Origin of the sequence: Fictibacillus sp. B-59209, from assembly GCF_036216745.1 — a bacterium.
In the GTDB taxonomy this organism is placed as follows: Bacteria; Bacillota; Bacilli; order Bacillales; family Fictibacillaceae; genus Fictibacillus_C; species Fictibacillus_C marinisediminis.
The window spans coordinates 33,154-49,674 of sequence record NZ_JARMMC010000009.1 but is presented as its reverse complement, the minus strand read 5'-3'; the positions used below and the strand labels follow the sequence as shown (position 1 = coordinate 49,674).

The following is a 16,521-nucleotide window of genomic DNA, read 5'->3' as shown; positions in this document are numbered from 1 at the left end:
AAACAAAGGGGCTGTCCAAGAAGTCTGGTAGCTGTTGATCTCCGCTCCAGGCTGCTCGCTTTCCGCGGGGCGTGCGGTGAGCCTCTTGGCGCAAGCGCCTGCGGGAGTCTCACCTGTCACGCTAGTCCCGCAGGAGTCTCGCACCTTGCACTCCAATCAACTTTTCATTGAAGATTTTTCACGTCAAAGGAGCTGCCTGAAGGTCAATTTTCGACTTTCAGGACAGCCCCTTCTTTTTTGCTCTATTCTTTAATGATCTGTCCGCCTGCCGATTTCTCAAGCCTGTTCATAATGGCTGCACCTACGCCCTTTTTCGGGAACACTTCTCCATAAATGATATCCACATCACTCTCGTTAAACGCCCGCAAAGCGTCGTACAGATGATGTGCGACACTTTCCAGCTTTTCACGTGACCCGCACGGAATAATCGTATCAGCCTGATAAAAGGATGCATTTTCTTCTGAAGTGAGAACACCGATTTTTCGCCCTGCTTCTTTTTGCTTGTCCACAAGCTCCTGCAAAAACGCAGGAGAGCCATCCACAAGATAAAGTGGAGCATCCGGCGCATAATGCGTGTATTTCATGCCCGGAGATTTGGGTGCTTCCTTCTCATTGAGGAGTCCAGGATCCATGGATGTTTCACCCGCCACCTCTTCAAGCTGCTCTTTCGTGACTCCTCCCGGGCGAAGGATGACAAGTGTTTCGGCCGTGCAGTCGACCACTGTGGATTCCACACCGACCCCTGTTGCCCCTCCGTCCAGAATACCAGGGATTCTACCTTTTAAATCCTCATAAACATGCTGGGCAGTCGTTGGAGAAGGCCTTCCAGAGACATTGGCGCTGGGAGCCGCCAGCGGAAGACCGCATTCCTTGATCAGTTTCATGGCAACGGGATGATCAGGCATACGAACAGCTACTGTGGATAACCCCGCTGTCACCCGGCCGGCCACATCCTCTCCCTTGGGCAGAACCAGTGTCAGGGGACCCGGCCAGAACGCATCCATCAGTTTTTTTGCACGTTCCGGGATGGAAGCAACAATCCCCTCAAGCTGTTCAGTACTTGCGATATGAACGATCAGCGGATTATCACTCGGTCTTCCCTTTGCCCGGAAAATTTTCTCGATGGCTTCATCACTGAGCGCGTTTCCTCCAAGTCCATAAACTGTTTCTGTAGGGAACGCCACCACTTCATTTTTCTTTATCCACAAGGAAGCTTGCGTAATTTGTGGATATTCTTTTTCTTCATCCATTTTTTTATCCACAGACCATACTTCGGTTTTATACTCTATCATGTGAAAAATCCTTTCAAATCGCCCAATCTGTGTTCTGACGCTCATTTCGCACATCATCCACAAGTTATACACAAACGCTCCAGAAATGTGCATAACTTGTGGATAATTATTTGTCATTCAAGGTGCAGTACAGGAGTACAACATCTTTTCCAGCTGTTTTCTTGTAATGGGCGGTATTCTCAATATGGGGAGGAGTCCCTTTTTCAGGTACCGGCTGAAACGATAAAGGCTCAAAAAGGTGAACAGCTTTCGTAAGCAGATACAGGGTTTTCACTCCTTTTTCCTTACAGTATAGCAAAATTCTTTGAATCAATCGCAGAAATAGTTGTTCACTCGAATATTCTTTCTTGATGACGAAGGAACGCAGCAGCCCGTCCTGGCAAACTCTTTCCAGGCCCACTGTTCCGATCGTATCTCCTTTATCATTTTCCACAACCAGATAGTTCTCGATTCCCTCTCTGATCCCGTCAGTTCCGAGACCTGCCTGCTTTACCAGGTCACCGAGACTTCCTGCTTCATGCGGCATAGCCGCCCGTAAACGAATTGTCATGGTGTTCACCCCTCTAGCATTTTTTATAAAAGTCTATGAAACAACCATGAAAGTTATGCAGGGCTTTTAAGAGAAAAGACTCCCGATCTTATCTGCGATGGAGGTAAATAAGTCTGCCAGAAAGAATTTAACTTCTATTTTTTCTTCCTCAGGCTTTTGAACAACAGGTGCGTCCTGAGCTGGTCCTGAGGCCACTTCCTTTACACCCTTCTGATCCGCTTTAACGGCGTCTCCGTTTTCAAAATCAAGGAAACATAGAGGCGGAAACAATACACACCACCAATTGGCTCCTTTCCCTTTACCAAGTGTAATGAGGACCGCTTCATACTTTCCAGCAGGGTAGATATTATTTCCGTACATTTTTGTCGGGAAGGCGACATGATTGTTGAATTGAACTTTGTAGGGAATGTTGAGCCCGGCATCTTTCAAGTAGGACTTTACCACGTTTTCAACTTCAGGCAAATGTTTTCGGATCACTTTTTCGGCCTGATCATGTGAATCCAGGCCACCCACCCAGGTTGTGATCTGTTCGTTCACTTTATCCCGGATTCTTCTTTTCAGTGCCTGATCTTTTTCCGCATCACTGTTTGCCAGAATCCGTAGCCTGATGGCATCACTTGGAATTTTAGCAGAGGCATTCATAGTGGCATCGGCCACCTTCGTTTGGGTTTCAAAAAACAGCAGCATCGCGATCAGCGATAGGAATAGTATAGTCATTAGCGATTTTTTTGATCTTTTCATGTTTAAAACTCCCCTTTCCTTTTCTATCCTCATTGTGGCCACGGAAAGGAGAAATCATACTATGAATCTAGTAAACAAATACCGAAAAAATATGACAGAAACCGGCTGTGAAATAACGGACTTTGTCACAAATTTATTAAACATATCAAAAAGGTCACATAATTCCTCTGTAGTGTAGGAGGTCTGCTATAGTAAGGACATCCCTATCACCCCCTTTTTCATGTAGATAATGAAAAAACAAAGAGCCTCCCGCTACTGGCGGGAGGCTCTTTTTGTCTATTGCGCGGTTGCTGCATTCAATGAATCAAGCTGCAGCTGCAAAAATTCCGCAAGCTCCAGCATGCCATATTTTCCGGCAGCCGCTTCAGCATCAGAGTTGTAATTGGTGTTCGTATTGATATCATACGTATAGATCGTGCCGTCTTTTCCAGCCAGGCAATGACACCGGCAGCAAGTTCCGGTGCATAACGGTGTCCTCTTGTATGTGAGGAAGCACTCATGCGGCTGTAAAAAATGCCCTCGGGCGGGGCTTCTGCCAGATTAACCGTTCCCTGATCGAGATGCCATGCCTCATAAGGCACTTGCAGCTCATCCAGTCTCTTTGTGAGATGATCTGTCCATTCATCGTTCTCATGTATGATATATACTTTTTTCATGGTCATCCTCCTTATTTCGCATGTTCTTTCCGATAGCTCTCCACCAAAGGCATCACCTGTTTTGAGAAACGTTCCATCTCTTCTAACTGAGGGGAGAATTGCAGTAAAAGGAGTCCGAGGCCGGCTTCTTCATATGCTGCAATCCGCTCCGCAATCTGTTCAGGTGTGCCGATCAGATTCGGCCTCAGCCCCCGGTTGGAAACAGAGTAGTCGTACAGCTGAATCTGCTGTTCAAGCTGCGACTTGCTCGTAAAATCTTTAAACCCAGCATATGCGCTGGACTCTTTTACATCTGTAATCCTCTGCAGTTCCGCTTGGGCTTCTTCTTCAGTATCCCGGCAGATCACATAGGCCGCCATGCCGAACGAAGATAAAGGTTCTTTCCCTGTTTGCCCGCGGCGGTTCTTCATGTCATTGATCTTAACGGCGATCTCTTCGACAGTGCCGCCATGCATGACGTAGGCGTCACAGGAGGAAGAGATAACCTGTTTACCCCTTTCACTTTCTCCGCCAGCATACAAAATGGGATTTGGCCGCTGAACAGGTTTAGGGAAAAGTTTCGTATCGCTAAACTGATAAAACTTGCCGGAATAATTGAAGGTTTCTTCTGTCCACAGCCCCTTTAGAACATCAAGAAACTCTTGCGTACGCTCATATCTTTCGTCGTGGGCAGTAAAAATGCCGCCATACTGCTTCGCTTCCTCTTCCCACCAGGCGGAGACGACATTAAGTGTAAACCTCCCGCCGCTCATTTGGTCGATGTTCGCCGTCATTTTCGCCGTTACAGCAGGATTATGGAATCCCGGCCTTACCGCTGTCATAATTTCTATTTTCTCCGTTACGGCCGCGAGACCCGCTGCCGTTGTCCAAGCCTCCAGAGAGTCCTGCTCCGGCCCTTTTATATCATTCAAATACAGTTCCGCGATCAGCGTCGTGTCAAACCCCCATTTTTCCGCGGACTGAATAACCTTCTTCCCATAATCAAACGTCGGCGGCATGTTCTCATCTTCCACATTTCTCAGCCATCCACCAAAGATCGGCAACCAAAATCCAAATCTCATCTACCTTTTTCTCCCCTCTGCCTTTTAAAAACATTCTGCCACTAAAAGAAACCCTGAAAGTCCATCCCTTCAGTGCGGAGGAGCGGTCAGGACAACGGCCTGACCCTCCGACTATCTAAAAAAAACTTCCCCTTTAGATAAGGGGAAGTTTTTGACCGCTCCATCTTATCTTCCAGGATCTACTCCTGCTGGATTTAGCACCTTCTAAAAATAGGTTGCCGGGTTTCATAGGGCCAGTCCCTCCACCGCTCTGGATAAGATTTATTTAATTAATAGTAATCCTACAATAGAAGTAGGTATTTCGTCAATTTTTAGGATGTGAGAATAGATGATATTGAGTTGCGTTTGACTGGCGAATAAGTCTGAAAAATTCAGTTCGGATCAGTTATTGCTTGTTTCGCTCAATTATTCTCCGTTCGGCTCAATTCAGCGCCAGTGTCGTTCAATTCGGTTCTTCCGGCCACAAAAAAGAAGCCCCCAGCACAGCTGAGAGCCCCTTCCACTCTTCTTAAAAGCCAATCTCCGCGATAACCATCCGTTCTTTTTGGCTGATATCCTTTACTACCGAAACAACCGACCCAGGGAACGTGACCCTGAGCATTTCAGCCACCGTCTGGCCCTGATCATGGCCGACTTCAAAGGCAACAATGCTTTGTGCGTTCAGAACGAGGGGCAGCTCTTCCATAAACCTTCTGTAAAATACGTAGCCGTCCTCACCGCCGCTAAGTGCACGGAAAGGCTCTTGATCCTTAACGATCGTCTCAAGCTCCATTATTTCACGGTCAGGAATGTAAGGAGGATTCGACACAACGATATCTGCTTTTTCTCCGCCCTCGATCAGAGGCTGAAGGAGGTCTCCATGAATAAAACGAACAGATGCCTCAAGGTCTTCAGCATTTTTCTTTGCGACTTCCAGGGATTCCTCAGCAATATCGATCGTGGTTACCGAAAAACGAGAATTTTCCAGTGCCAGCGTAATGGCAATGGCACCGCTCCCCGTCCCGACATCGACTGTCTGGATCTCTTCTATGCCAGGGAACCTCATCATGGAGCGCTGAAGCACTTCATATACGAGCTCTTCTGTTTCCGGCCGAGGAATGAGCACCTCTTTATTCACCGAAAAGCGTCTTCCGTAAAACTCTTCAAAACCAATAATGTATTGGACAGGCACTCCATCGCCATGCTTTTGTACAGCTGCTTCAAATGCCTCTTGCTGCTTTGGAAGAAGCTCTTCATCCAAACCAAGAAGCAGCTCCGTCCGGCTCAGATCGCCAAGTACATGACGAAGCAGAAGCTCCCCGGCTTGAGGTTCCCGTCCCTTTTTCGTTAAAAAAGATGAAGCCCAGTTCAGGGCTTCATGCAGTTTCATCGCTTTCATCTTATGCTTCCGTCTGGGCCTTCATTTTGCTTGTCTGGTCTTCTGTAATTAATGCTTCAATGAATTCGTCCAGCTTGCCGAGCAAAATTTGATCCAGTTTTTGAAGAGTCAGGCCGATGCGATGGTCCGTTACACGGTTTTGCGGGAAGTTGTACGTACGGATCCGTTCTGAACGGTCACCGGTACCCACTGCAGATTTACGGTTTTCATCGTATTCTTTTTGTTTTTCCTGCTGAATTTTATCATAAACACGTGCGCGAAGAACCTTCATCGCTTTTTCCTTGTTTTTGATCTGTGATTTTTCATCCTGACAGGAAACAACGGTTCCAGTTGGAATATGCGTCAGACGAACAGCGGATTGAGTCGTGTTAACCGACTGTCCGCCCGGTCCGCTTGACGTAAACGTGTCTACACGGACGTCCTTATCATGAATTTCAACTTCCACTTCTTCTGCTTCAGGAAGGATCGCTACTGTCGCTGTAGACGTATGGATACGGCCGCCGGACTCTGTAGCAGGAACACGCTGTACGCGGTGTGCTCCGTTTTCATACTTCAGCTTGGAGTATGCCCCGTTGCCGTTGATCAAGAAGATGATCTCTTTGTAGCCGCCAAGCTCGGTGTAGCTTGCTTCGATTACTTCTGTTTTCCAGCCTTGCACCTCGGCATAGCGGCTGTACATTTTGTAAAGATCGCCTGCAAATAGGGCGGCTTCGTCACCGCCTGCTGCTCCGCGTACCTCGACGATTACGTTCTTATCATCGTTCGGGTCTTTTGGAAGAAGCAAGATTTTCAGCTGCTGAATGTACTCTTCAATCTTATCTTCAAGCTCGGAAACTTCCTCTTTCACCATGGCGGTCATCTCGGCATCAAGCTTTTCTTCGAGCATTGCTTTTGCTTCGTCGAGCCCTTCTTTTGCTTCTTTATACTCGCGGTAAACCGCTACTGTATCTTGAAGAGAAGACTGTTCTTTGGAGTATTCCCTTAATTTATTCGTATCGCTAATGACTTCTGGGTCACTTAATAGATCATTTAATTTATTGTATCGGGCTTCTATCGTTTCTAAACGTTCTAACACGCTTTTCACCTCATTTTAATGGCATAACATTCTAATTATAATACAGGGGAGGTCACCCGTCAAAAGCCTTCAGACTGTGTTTTGACGGTTTGAAGGCAAAAAGAAATCCCCGGAGCTACAGGTACTGCCCGAGGAGAGAGTCTAATCTCTTTTTCATAGCTGAGCGCCAGCCTTCTGCCAGTTCATTCAGACCGGCAAGCATGGTAAGCCCTTCTCTGTTTTCCTTGTCTATGTATGTCATTCTGTTAACAAATTCGACAGAGATCCCGGCTCGATGTTTTTCTTCAATAACAAGCTTGTCTCCCGGGCTGACAGTGCCTTCTTCCAGTACCCGCAAGTAATAGCCGGAGAAACTGGTATCCTGAATATATTTGATCATCAACGGCTGTTTGAGTTTGGCAGCCACCTTAAAACAAGGCTGGCGCGGCTGGCTCACTTGGACCAGTGCCTCCCCAAGCCGGAAGATGTCACCGATAAAGACCTCTTTTTCGGTAAGGCCTTCAACGGTAAGATTCTCACCGAAAGAGGGTACGTCCAGAGAGATTCCCAGCCCTTTCTCCCAATACGCATAATGATTATGAGAATAGACACAGACTGCTTTATCCGGACCGCCATGGTGCACGGTGTCCGCCTGTATATCTCCTTCAAATTGAAGATTTGACAAGAATAATGGACCACGGGACGGCTTTTTATTGATCGCCGAGCTTATGTCTTTTCCCTGCCACGAAAGAACATCTGCCTTTCCAGTATTCAAAGCTATAATGGATCCTTCCACAACTGCACCCCCGCTCTTTCTTTTATCGTACTCTATAGGGATGCGCCGGGCAAAGGTTTTTAATACATGGATGTATGGTTTTTCAGCGCTTCGTAATCCAGTCGCTGCTGATTCATGCGGATGGCCTTTGTCAGTTCTTCAATCACGACTTTTTCATCGGTTATAATATTGAAAACAAAGGGAATGGTTGCAAAGTGGCCAAAAAATTGGGTACAACCTTTGTGCCGTATGTCGTGCTGCGTATCAGTAACCGGATTGACTTTCACAATAAAATTTCCCATGGATTCATAGATAGGATCCAGCGGCTTCTCTTTCAACTTTTTGATAAGTGTGGTGATCGGAACAGGATGGTCGTTCCAGTCCGTTCCGTTCGATAAGATATCCAGCATTTTCTACACCTCTCTATTATGATTGTTCGACAGCGCCGGCAGGTTCTTGTTGGTACAGATAGTGTTGAAAGAAAAAAAGGATACGGTGCAAGAATAGCGAACACCCATTTAACGATGACTAAAAGAAAACGAAGGGGAATACAATAGAAGAACAGAAAGGGGATAGAGTATGAACTATTGTATTATCGGCGGAGATGCGGCCGGGATGAGTGCTGCGATGCAAATCGTCCGCAACGATCCGGAGGCCAGCATCACCATTTTTGAAAAAGGGGGCATCTATTCTTACGGCCAATGCGGACTCCCCTATGTAGTGAGCGGACTCATTCCATCTTCTGAAGAACTGATTGCCCGCGATGTAACCACCTTCAGGGAGAAGTATGGAATGGACGCCAGAACCTATCATGAAGTGACCCGGGTTGATCCAGGGGAAAAGACCATTTACGGCATACATACAAAAACAAATGAGGAATTTGTTTTTTCATATGACAAGCTTCTGATTGCAACGGGGGTCAGCCCTGTCATGCCGCAATGGGAAGGAAGGCACCTGCCAGGCATCCATGTTGTGAAAACGATTCCTGACGTTGAGAAAATCAAGAAGGACCTTGATCCTTCCATCCAGGACGTCACCATTATCGGTGGAGGCTATATCGGGCTTGAGATGGCAGAAAATCTTAGGCTTTTAGGGAAAAGGGTAAGGATTATCCAAAGAGGGCCCCAGCTAGGCGCCATCTTTGATTCCGATATGGCAGAACTGATCCATGAAGAAGCCCAAAAGCATGACATAGAGGTTTGTTTGAATGAAGAAGTTCAGCGGTTTAAGGGAGATGACCGGGTTCAATTCGTAAAGACGAACAAACGGGACTATCCAACGGACATGGTCATCGTATCTGTTGGTGTAAAGCCGAATACATCATTGATCGAAGATACGGAGATCCGGCTTCACGAGAGCGGAGCCATCCTTGTCAACCGGTACATGGGGACCAATGTGAAAGATGTCTATGCTGCTGGAGATTGCGCGAGCCATTACCACCTGATCAAAGAAATGGATGATCATATTCCTCTTGGCACAACAGCGAACAAGCAAGGCCGGATTGCAGGCCTGAACATGTCAGGAAAGAGGCAGACGTTCAAAGGAATTGTCGGCTCCTCAATCATTAAGTTCATGGACCTTTCTCTTGGAAAAACAGGAATATCCGAGAAAGAAGCGGAAAAGCTCCACTTCCCGGTTGAAACAGTAATGACGCGTGCAAAAGACATTGCCGGCTATTTTCCTGGAGTAGAACCGCTGCACGTCAAAATCATATTTGACGCAAACAACCAGCGCATTCTGGGCGGGCAGTTTATCGGCAAGCATGGGGTGGACAAAAGAGTGGATGTTTTGGCCACAGCCATGTTTCACAAAATGGACCTGCACGAACTCGAGGATTTGGATCTTTGCTATGCTCCTCCATATAACGGGGTATGGGATCCGATTCAGCAGGCTGCGAGAAGAGCCAAAAAATAAAACGGCATTTGTCTGTGCGGGAAGCACGGACATTTGCCGTTTTTTCACCTGATGTATAGTCATAGATGTATTGTCCAGCACCAGCGCCCAGGTTCTCGAAGTCGCTTCACTCTTCCACCTCAACACAAAAAGCGTGTTGCTGTGTAATAGTTCCAGCGCTTGTCGAACCTAAGCAGGGCGCTTGCGCTTTTCTTAGCTGTCCACTTTAACTGAAAACTTATAGCGTGGAACGGCCTGCTCTGCTGCTGATTTAATGTCTCGGCGCATCTTCTCTTTTTTACGGTCAGATACACTTGAAGGCACGTTTAAATGAATATGTGCATAGTTTCCATTGATGGTCACCATCTGAGGGTTGATGCCCGTCTGGCTGACGACCGCCTCACGAATTTTGTCCTGATCATCAGAGATATCAAATCGGGCTGTATTCAATTTCTGATAGTCATTGGGATTCTTATTCGTTTCAGAACTATAGTTGAACTTTGGGTTATTTTTTGTCACATGGTAATTAATAATCCCATGTCCCCACATGTTGTCTTTCATATTCTTGGCTGATTCATTCGCCGTCGGTTCAAAATGATCTTTAGACGTCGGAGAACATGCCGTCAGCAGTAAAGCAAGGATAAGGAAAACTCCTGTATTTTTCACAGAAAACACCTCCCGTAATCTTAGGGTTTGTGTTAAGCCTAAAAAAATACAGACAAAAAAAGGATGAATCTCAATGAGGTGCCTGGCACCTTAAAGAGGATCATCCTTCATTTATTCTGATTGTTCTGCTAAGCTTGCGAGCAGATTATTCGGCTTTCCCGGCACTTCATGACAATGGCGGCAGCGTGGTTCATATGATTCTGATGCACCTACCAAAATAATGGGATCATCATAAGAAGCCGGTTTTCCGTTGATCAGCCTTTGTGTACGGCTGGCCGGTGATCCGCATACCATGCAGATCGCGTGCAGCTTCGTTACACTTTCAGCAAGCGCCATAAGCTTTGGCATCGGGCCAAATGGTTCGCCTCTGAAATCCTGGTCAAGTCCTGCAACTATTACCCGAATTCCATGGTCGGCTAATTCCTGAACGACAGAAATGACATCCTCATCAAAGAACTGAATTTCATCTATGGCTACCACTTCAGTGTCAGGAGAAACACTTTTCAGGATATCAACTGATTTTTCGACCGGTCGGGCAATGACTGCGGTACCGTTATGAGAAACCACTGACTCTTCACTGTAACGGTTGTCGATCAGTGGTTTAAAGACTTGAACTTCAAGCTTTCCATATTTCGCCCGGCGCACCCTGCGTATCAATTCTTCTGATTTTCCTGAAAACATGCTTCCACAAATGACTTCTACCCAGCCATTCTGCTTCATTACGTACATGTTTCTGTTCCCCTTCCCATGCATGGTATTTACATATATTATGTACTCATCTATTTAGCTGAACGCCTTATAACGAGGCGGCAAATTTCTCTTTATTTACAAAAAAAAGGAGCAAGAAGTTCTCTTGCCCCTTACAACTTGCAGCATATTACTTAAGATTGTATTTCTTTTTGAAACGGTCAACACGTCCGCCGACATCTGTAAACTTCTGACGCCCAGTATAGAAAGGGTGTGTATCGGAACTAACATCCACTTTGATGACAGGATAAGTATTTCCATCTTCCCATTCAATGGTTTCGCTAGAAGACATTGTAGAGCCGGATAAGAACTTATAACCGCTGCTCGCATCAACAAATACAACTTTATTATAAGTCGGATGTAAATTTGGTTTCATTTCGTTCTCAACTCCTTCTGCCCTGAATCCTGAGGACCCAGAGTTAAAATAAGCACATAGCAGTAGTATAACAGGGTGCTGTTCATTTTGCAACAGCATTCCCTTTATATTCTTCAGGAATTCGACAATGATTTTACGCGCTTGTTCGTGCCTGACTTCTCAGCCTCAAACATCGCGAAGAAATCCTCATTGTTGGTTGTTTTTCGTAAACGCTTCATGAACGTATCTACGAAATCATACGAATCATCCATTGTTTTTCGGATCGCCCATAACGATTCAAGGTGATCCTTCTGGATAAGCATTTCTTCTTTTCTCGTACCTGATCGGCGAATATCGATTGCAGGGAAGATTCGTCGTTCAGCAAGCTTACGGTCAAGGTGCAGCTCCATGTTGCCTGTCCCTTTGAACTCTTCATAGATCACATCATCCATCCGAGAGCCCGTCTCAACCAAAGCCGTTGCCAAAATCGTTAAGCTCCCGCCTTCTTCAATGTTTCGGGCAGCCCCGAAAAAGCGCTTCGGACGATGGAAAGCAGCCGGGTCAATCCCCCCGGATAATGTACGTCCGCTTGGAGGAATGACAAGGTTGTACGCACGGGCAAGACGTGTAATGCTATCCAACAGGATAACAACATCTTTTTTATGTTCCACAAGGCGCATTGCACGTTCTAATACGAGCTCTGCAACTTTAATGTGGTTTTCCGGTACCTCGTCAAACGTAGAGCTGACGACATCGCCTTTAACGGACCGCTCAATATCTGTTACTTCTTCCGGACGCTCGTCGATCAGCAGGACAATCAGTTCAGTATCAGGATGGTTAGTCGAAATGCTGTGTGCGACCTCTTTTAAAAGACTGGTCTTACCAGCTTTAGGAGGCGCGACAATCAATCCGCGCTGACCGAAGCCAACCGGTGCAATCATGTCCATGATACGGGTTGAAAGATTCGTGCGCTCGGTTTCAAGCACCATTTTCTTTTCAGGATAAAGAGCCGTTAATGCAGGGAAGTGAACACGTTCTTTTGCTGTGTCTGGATCCTCGCCGTTTACCGCTTCAACCTGTAGCAATCCATAATAACGTTCATTTTCCTTTGGAGGACGGACTTTACCGGAAACCTTGTCCCCGTTTCTTAGATCAAACCTGCGGATCTGCGAGGCTGAAATATAAATATCCTGGGAACTTGGAGAGTAGTTGATCGGACGCAAAAATCCAAAGCCTTCATTCGGAATAACTTCGAGAATCCCTTCCATAAATGAATATCCATCCTGTTCAGCCTGTGCTTTAAGAATGGAAAACATCAATTCTCTTTTCGTTAATTTCCCATAATAAGGAACTCTATATTGTCTTGCAAGTTCATATAATTCTTTTAATTTTTTTGTTTCTAATTCAGATAATACTAAGCCCATAATGACACCACACTTTATTCTATTTTCTAAACACTGTGTTTTCTGTTTTAATCGTTTTTTATGAAAGAACAGGGCAACAGAAATGAAGGGTTGGAAGGATACTATTGAAGTAAGTAAACCAGAAGTGGAAATTTCATATTATAAATAAACAGTACTTCATATTTTAACCACAAATTGCGGGTTTAATCAAGTCATAGATAAAGACAGGATGAAAAAAGTAAAAATCCGGACGCTTCCTCTTCCGAACAAATGATGCAGAAGAGATAGGCGCCGGACTATATAAAAAGGACTATGGTCTAATGACAAGATCAGGTTTCTTTTTCAGACTGTGGCGCCCATCGATAAATCGAACGGTACCTGACTTTGCACGCATGACGACAGAGTGCGTCGTACCGATCGTCCCTTTAAACTGGACACCTTTTAAGAGTTCTCCGTCTGTTACACCTGTTGCAGCAAAAATCGCATCATCGCCTTTGACGAGATCTTCCATACGGAGGACTTTATTAATGTCGGCGATCCCCATTCTGCGGCAGCGTTCTAATTCTGAGTCATTTTGGGGAAGCAATTTACCTTGTATTTCTCCACCAAGGCACTTTAAAGCTACTGCGGCAATGACACCTTCAGGAGCTCCTCCTGATCCAAATAAGATATCCACGCCTGTTCCTTCAAATGCTGTATTAATGGCTGCAGCCACATCACCATCAGAAATCAGCTTAATTCTTGCACCAGCTTCTCTGATCTCCTGGATGACTTTCTCATGTCTTGGGCGGTTAAGGACGATGGCAACAAGGTCCTCAATGTCCTTATTACGTGCTTTGGCAACGGCTCTTAGGTTGTCGATGGTTGGTGCATCGATGTCGATCTGGCCTACCGCTTCTGGACCTACGGCAATTTTATCCATATACATATCCGGTGCATGCAGAAGGTTTCCGTGGTCCGCCACAGCCAAAACAGCTAAAGCATTCCAAGTTCCGGAAGCCACAATGTTCGTTCCTTCGAGAGGATCTACCGCTACATCTACACGCGGGCCATAGCCTGTTCCCAGCTTTTCACCAATATAAAGCATAGGAGCCTCATCCATTTCTCCCTCGCCAATGACGACCGTTCCCTTCATCGGGACAGTATCAAAAACATCGCGCATGGCAGTTGTTGCTGCATCATCTGCTTCATCCTTTACGCCCCGGCCCATCCAACGGGCTGAAGCAAGTGCTGCGGCTTCTGTAACACGTACTAGTTCCATTGATAAACTACGTTCCATTGAAATAACTTCCCCCTTCTAGAAAAACGCTTACAAAAATTAGAAATGCTGAAGTGGCCGTTATGGTCCGACTAGCACTGGAGGTCTTGAGCATAAAACGTTCTTTGTTTTCTGCTCAAGAACGAAGTGACCAAGGATGAAAAGAGATGTTCCTTTTCATCCATCGAGGACCAGGACACTGAAGCTGGATCATATTGAAAAGCTGAGACACCTGTCGAAAGCGCCTATTTCTCGATCTCTTCCATTTCCTCGACATCAAGGTTTTCACGCCAGATTTTCGCGCCAAGCCCCAACAGTTTATCAACAAGTGATTCGTAGCCGCGATCAATATGTTCAAGACCTGAAACTTCTGTGATACCTTCTGACATAAGACCGGCAACCACAAGAGCCGCTCCTGCACGGAGATCACTGGCTTTTACTTTGGCACCCTCAAGGCGGGCCTGTCCATTAATTATGGCAGATCGGCCTTCTACCTTCACGTTGGCACCCATTCTTCTCAACTCATCAATATGCTTAAATCGTGCAGAATAAATGGTATCCGTTACGATACTCGTTCCTTCCGCTTTCGTGAGCAATGAAGTGAACGGCTGCTGAAGATCCGTAGGAAAACCAGGATAAACCAGAGTCTTAATATCTACACTTTTTAACGGATTTCCGCTGTTATGAATAAGGACTTGATCATCTTTTGTTTCTATATGAACGCCCATTTCCCGGAGCTTGGCAATCAATGACTCTAAATGAAGCGGAATAACATTATCTATTAATACTTGCTGGCCAACCGCTGCTGCCAATATCATGTAGGTACCTGCTTCGATTCGGTCTGGAATGATAGAGTGGCGGCATCCGTGAAGATGGTCAACTCCATCGATTCGGATCACATCTGTACCTGCACCTTTAATTTTTGCTCCCATACTCGTAAGAAGAGTGGCAACATCAATAATTTCAGGCTCTTTTGCCGCGTTTTCAATGATGGTTTGGCCCTTGGCTCTAACCGCAGCAAGCATAATGTTAATTGTCGCGCCAACACTCACTACGTCTAAATAGATTCGTGCGCCGATGAGCTCATCTGCACGTAGGTAGATGGCTCCTTGCTCATTGGTAACTTTTGCACCTAATGCCTCAAATCCTTTAATATGCTGATCAATAGGCCTTGGGCCAAGATTACAGCCTCCCGGAAGACCGATGACAGCTTTTTTGAAACGGCCAAGCATAGCACCCATGAGGTAATAAGAGGCTCTAAGTTTCTTAACCTTTCCGTTGGGAAGCGGCATAGCAATCATTTTTTCCGGATTAACAGTCAATGAATTATTTTCATCCAATTCGGCTTCTCCGCCGATTTCTTCCAACAAATCTCTTAACAAACGTACATCTGATATATTAGGCAGCTGATCTATGATGACTTGGGATTCTGCAAGAATGGTAGCAGGGATTAATGCAACCGCACTGTTCTTGGCTCCGCTAATATGAACGGTTCCTTCAAGGGGATAACCCCCTTCAATCATAAGCTTCTGTTCCATGGTTTGCTCCCTTCTGCATCAAGCGGTTAACTCCAGTCGTTGTTGCTTGTAGTATTCTCAACAACTGGAATATCATGCTAATTTTTGGTTTTTTATGGTAATCTATTTTGTAACCTTTGTTGCTCTTGGGAGTGGTTGATTTCCGCTTCAGGATGCTCGCTTTCCGCGGGGCGTGCGCTGAGCCCCTCGGCGCAAGCGTCTGCGTGTCTCACCTGTCAAGCTTCCCCCGCAGAACAAGGAAGGCTTCGGCAGCGTTATATCGCACGAAGAAAATGTGAAATTCATTTTCGAGGAGTCTCGCACCTTGCACTCCAATCAACTTGTCATTGAAGCCTCTTTACAAGAAGATTCCAAAGCAACAATCTTTTAGAAAAGAACCTTTGATAAGAAAACTGTGTTTTATGGTAAAAAACCAAAAACAAGCACCACGGGAGGTGGTGCTTGGATAGGTTATAGTATCTTCTAGCCGCGGTTTTTAACAGCTTCCCAATCGCTTAAGAAACGCTCAATCCCTTGGTCAGTTAATGGGTGGCTCACGAGGCCCTTGATGACCTTGAGCGGAATCGTTGCAATGTGTGCTCCACGAAGGGCTGCTTCTGTTACGTGCACCGGATGGCGGACAGAAGCTGCGATGATTTGGGCAGGAAGTTCGTGGATCGCAAAGATTTCAGCGATTTGTGAAATCAATCCTAAACCATCTTGTCCGATGTCATCGAGTCTTCCAAGGAATGGTGATACATAAGTAGCACCCGCTCTTGCAGCCAATAACGCCTGGTTGGCATTAAAGATCAATGTAACATTGGTTTTAATGTTCATTTCACTAAACGCCTTTACTGCTTTCAAGCCTTCTGTAGTCATCGGAACTTTAACCGTAATGTTCGGTGCGATAGCAGCAAGCACTTTTCCTTCTTCAATCATTTCTTCCGCTTTTAATGAAATAACTTCGGCACTAACAGAACCAGGAACAAGAGCAGCGATCTCACGAATGCGGTCATGAAAATCAACGCCTTCTTTCGCCACTAAAGTTGGGTTTGTTGTAACCCCTGATAAGATGCCAAGCTCATGTGCTTCGCGGATTTCGTCAATATTTGCAGTATCAATAAAAAATTTCATTATTCATTCACTCCTATATTAAAGTGGTTGTACAGACACGA

16 protein-coding genes, 1 pseudogene and 1 riboswitch are annotated in these 16,521 nt (G+C 45.8%); of the genes and pseudogenes, 1 reads left to right on the top strand and 16 read right to left on the bottom strand.

All coding sequences use genetic code 11. The annotated features are described in order from the left end of the window. Positions 1 to 242: 242 nt before the first annotated feature. The 9 genes and pseudogenes from P4361_RS07390 to P4361_RS07350 form a co-directional block, all read right to left on the bottom strand. Complete coding sequence (locus P4361_RS07390) at positions 243 to 1,292, bottom strand: L-threonylcarbamoyladenylate synthase (protein ID WP_328088831.1); 1,050 nt, start codon at positions 1,290 to 1,292, stop codon at positions 243 to 245. Positions 1,293 to 1,398: 106 nt separating this feature from the next. Further along, positions 1,399 to 1,842 carry a hypothetical protein gene (locus P4361_RS07385; protein ID WP_328088830.1) on the bottom strand — a complete coding sequence of 148 codons (444 nt, stop codon included), beginning with the start codon at positions 1,840 to 1,842 and terminating at the stop codon, positions 1,399 to 1,401. Between the two features lie 66 nt (positions 1,843 to 1,908). Further along, positions 1,909 to 2,583, bottom strand: coding sequence for a stage II sporulation protein R (gene spoIIR / locus P4361_RS07380; protein ID WP_053356454.1), 675 nt, complete (start codon positions 2,581 to 2,583; stop codon positions 1,909 to 1,911). A 407-nt stretch (positions 2,584 to 2,990) separates the two neighbouring features. Then, a pseudogene (locus P4361_RS07375) lies at positions 2,991 to 3,239 on the bottom strand (alpha-L-glutamate ligase); the annotation flags it as partial. Between the two features lie 11 nt (positions 3,240 to 3,250). Further along, positions 3,251 to 4,300, bottom strand: coding sequence for an LLM class flavin-dependent oxidoreductase (locus P4361_RS07370; RefSeq protein WP_328088828.1), 1,050 nt, complete (start codon positions 4,298 to 4,300; stop codon positions 3,251 to 3,253). A gap of 162 nt (positions 4,301 to 4,462) precedes the next feature. Next, positions 4,463 to 4,561: riboswitch (SAM riboswitch) on the bottom strand. A 247-nt stretch (positions 4,562 to 4,808) separates the two neighbouring features. After that, the gene (gene prmC / locus P4361_RS07365; RefSeq protein WP_328088833.1) at positions 4,809 to 5,669 is read right to left on the bottom strand and encodes a peptide chain release factor N(5)-glutamine methyltransferase; all 861 of its coding nucleotides are present in this window, start codon (positions 5,667 to 5,669) and stop codon (positions 4,809 to 4,811) included. Positions 5,670 to 5,679: 10 nt separating this feature from the next. Continuing rightward, positions 5,680 to 6,753, bottom strand: a complete 1,074-nt coding sequence (prfA, locus tag P4361_RS07360) for a peptide chain release factor 1 (protein WP_053356451.1) — start codon at positions 6,751 to 6,753, stop codon at positions 5,680 to 5,682. A gap of 115 nt (positions 6,754 to 6,868) precedes the next feature. Beyond that, entirely contained in the window at positions 6,869 to 7,528 is a 660-nt protein-coding gene (locus P4361_RS07355; protein WP_328088826.1) for an MOSC domain-containing protein, read from the bottom strand. A gap of 59 nt (positions 7,529 to 7,587) precedes the next feature. Further along, positions 7,588 to 7,917, bottom strand: a complete 330-nt coding sequence (locus tag P4361_RS07350) for a hypothetical protein (protein WP_053356449.1) — start codon at positions 7,915 to 7,917, stop codon at positions 7,588 to 7,590. Between the two features lie 169 nt (positions 7,918 to 8,086). Between P4361_RS07350 and P4361_RS07345 the strand changes: the two genes are divergently transcribed. Then, positions 8,087 to 9,421: an FAD-dependent oxidoreductase gene (locus P4361_RS07345; RefSeq protein WP_053356448.1), complete on the top strand. Its 1,335-nt coding sequence runs from the start codon at positions 8,087 to 8,089 to the stop codon at positions 9,419 to 9,421. 192 nt (positions 9,422 to 9,613) lie between these two features. Here the strand turns inward: P4361_RS07345 and P4361_RS07340 are convergent, their stop codons facing one another. The 7 genes from P4361_RS07340 to fsa form a co-directional block, all read right to left on the bottom strand. Continuing rightward, on the bottom strand, positions 9,614 to 10,066 hold the full coding sequence (locus P4361_RS07340; RefSeq protein WP_091009277.1) for a hypothetical protein: 453 nt from the start codon (positions 10,064 to 10,066) through the stop codon (positions 9,614 to 9,616). Positions 10,067 to 10,177: 111 nt separating this feature from the next. Next, on the bottom strand, positions 10,178 to 10,795 hold the full coding sequence (locus tag P4361_RS07335) for a thymidine kinase (protein ID WP_053356446.1): 618 nt from the start codon (positions 10,793 to 10,795) through the stop codon (positions 10,178 to 10,180). Between the two features lie 148 nt (positions 10,796 to 10,943). Then, the gene (locus P4361_RS07330; RefSeq protein WP_053356445.1) at positions 10,944 to 11,189 is read right to left on the bottom strand and encodes a type B 50S ribosomal protein L31; all 246 of its coding nucleotides are present in this window, start codon (positions 11,187 to 11,189) and stop codon (positions 10,944 to 10,946) included. Positions 11,190 to 11,302: 113 nt separating this feature from the next. Next, positions 11,303 to 12,592, bottom strand: a complete 1,290-nt coding sequence (gene rho, locus P4361_RS07325; protein WP_053356444.1) for a transcription termination factor Rho — start codon at positions 12,590 to 12,592, stop codon at positions 11,303 to 11,305. Positions 12,593 to 12,881: 289 nt separating this feature from the next. Next, complete coding sequence (glpX, locus tag P4361_RS07320) at positions 12,882 to 13,850, bottom strand: class II fructose-bisphosphatase (RefSeq protein WP_328088824.1); 969 nt, start codon at positions 13,848 to 13,850, stop codon at positions 12,882 to 12,884. A gap of 224 nt (positions 13,851 to 14,074) precedes the next feature. Continuing rightward, positions 14,075 to 15,367 (bottom strand): UDP-N-acetylglucosamine 1-carboxyvinyltransferase, encoded by a 1,293-nt coding sequence (locus tag P4361_RS07315; protein ID WP_053356442.1) that lies wholly within the window; start codon positions 15,365 to 15,367, stop codon positions 14,075 to 14,077. A 462-nt stretch (positions 15,368 to 15,829) separates the two neighbouring features. Then, positions 15,830 to 16,480, bottom strand: a complete 651-nt coding sequence (fsa, locus tag P4361_RS07310) for a fructose-6-phosphate aldolase (protein WP_053356441.1) — start codon at positions 16,478 to 16,480, stop codon at positions 15,830 to 15,832. Positions 16,481 to 16,521: the final 41 nt, after the last annotated feature.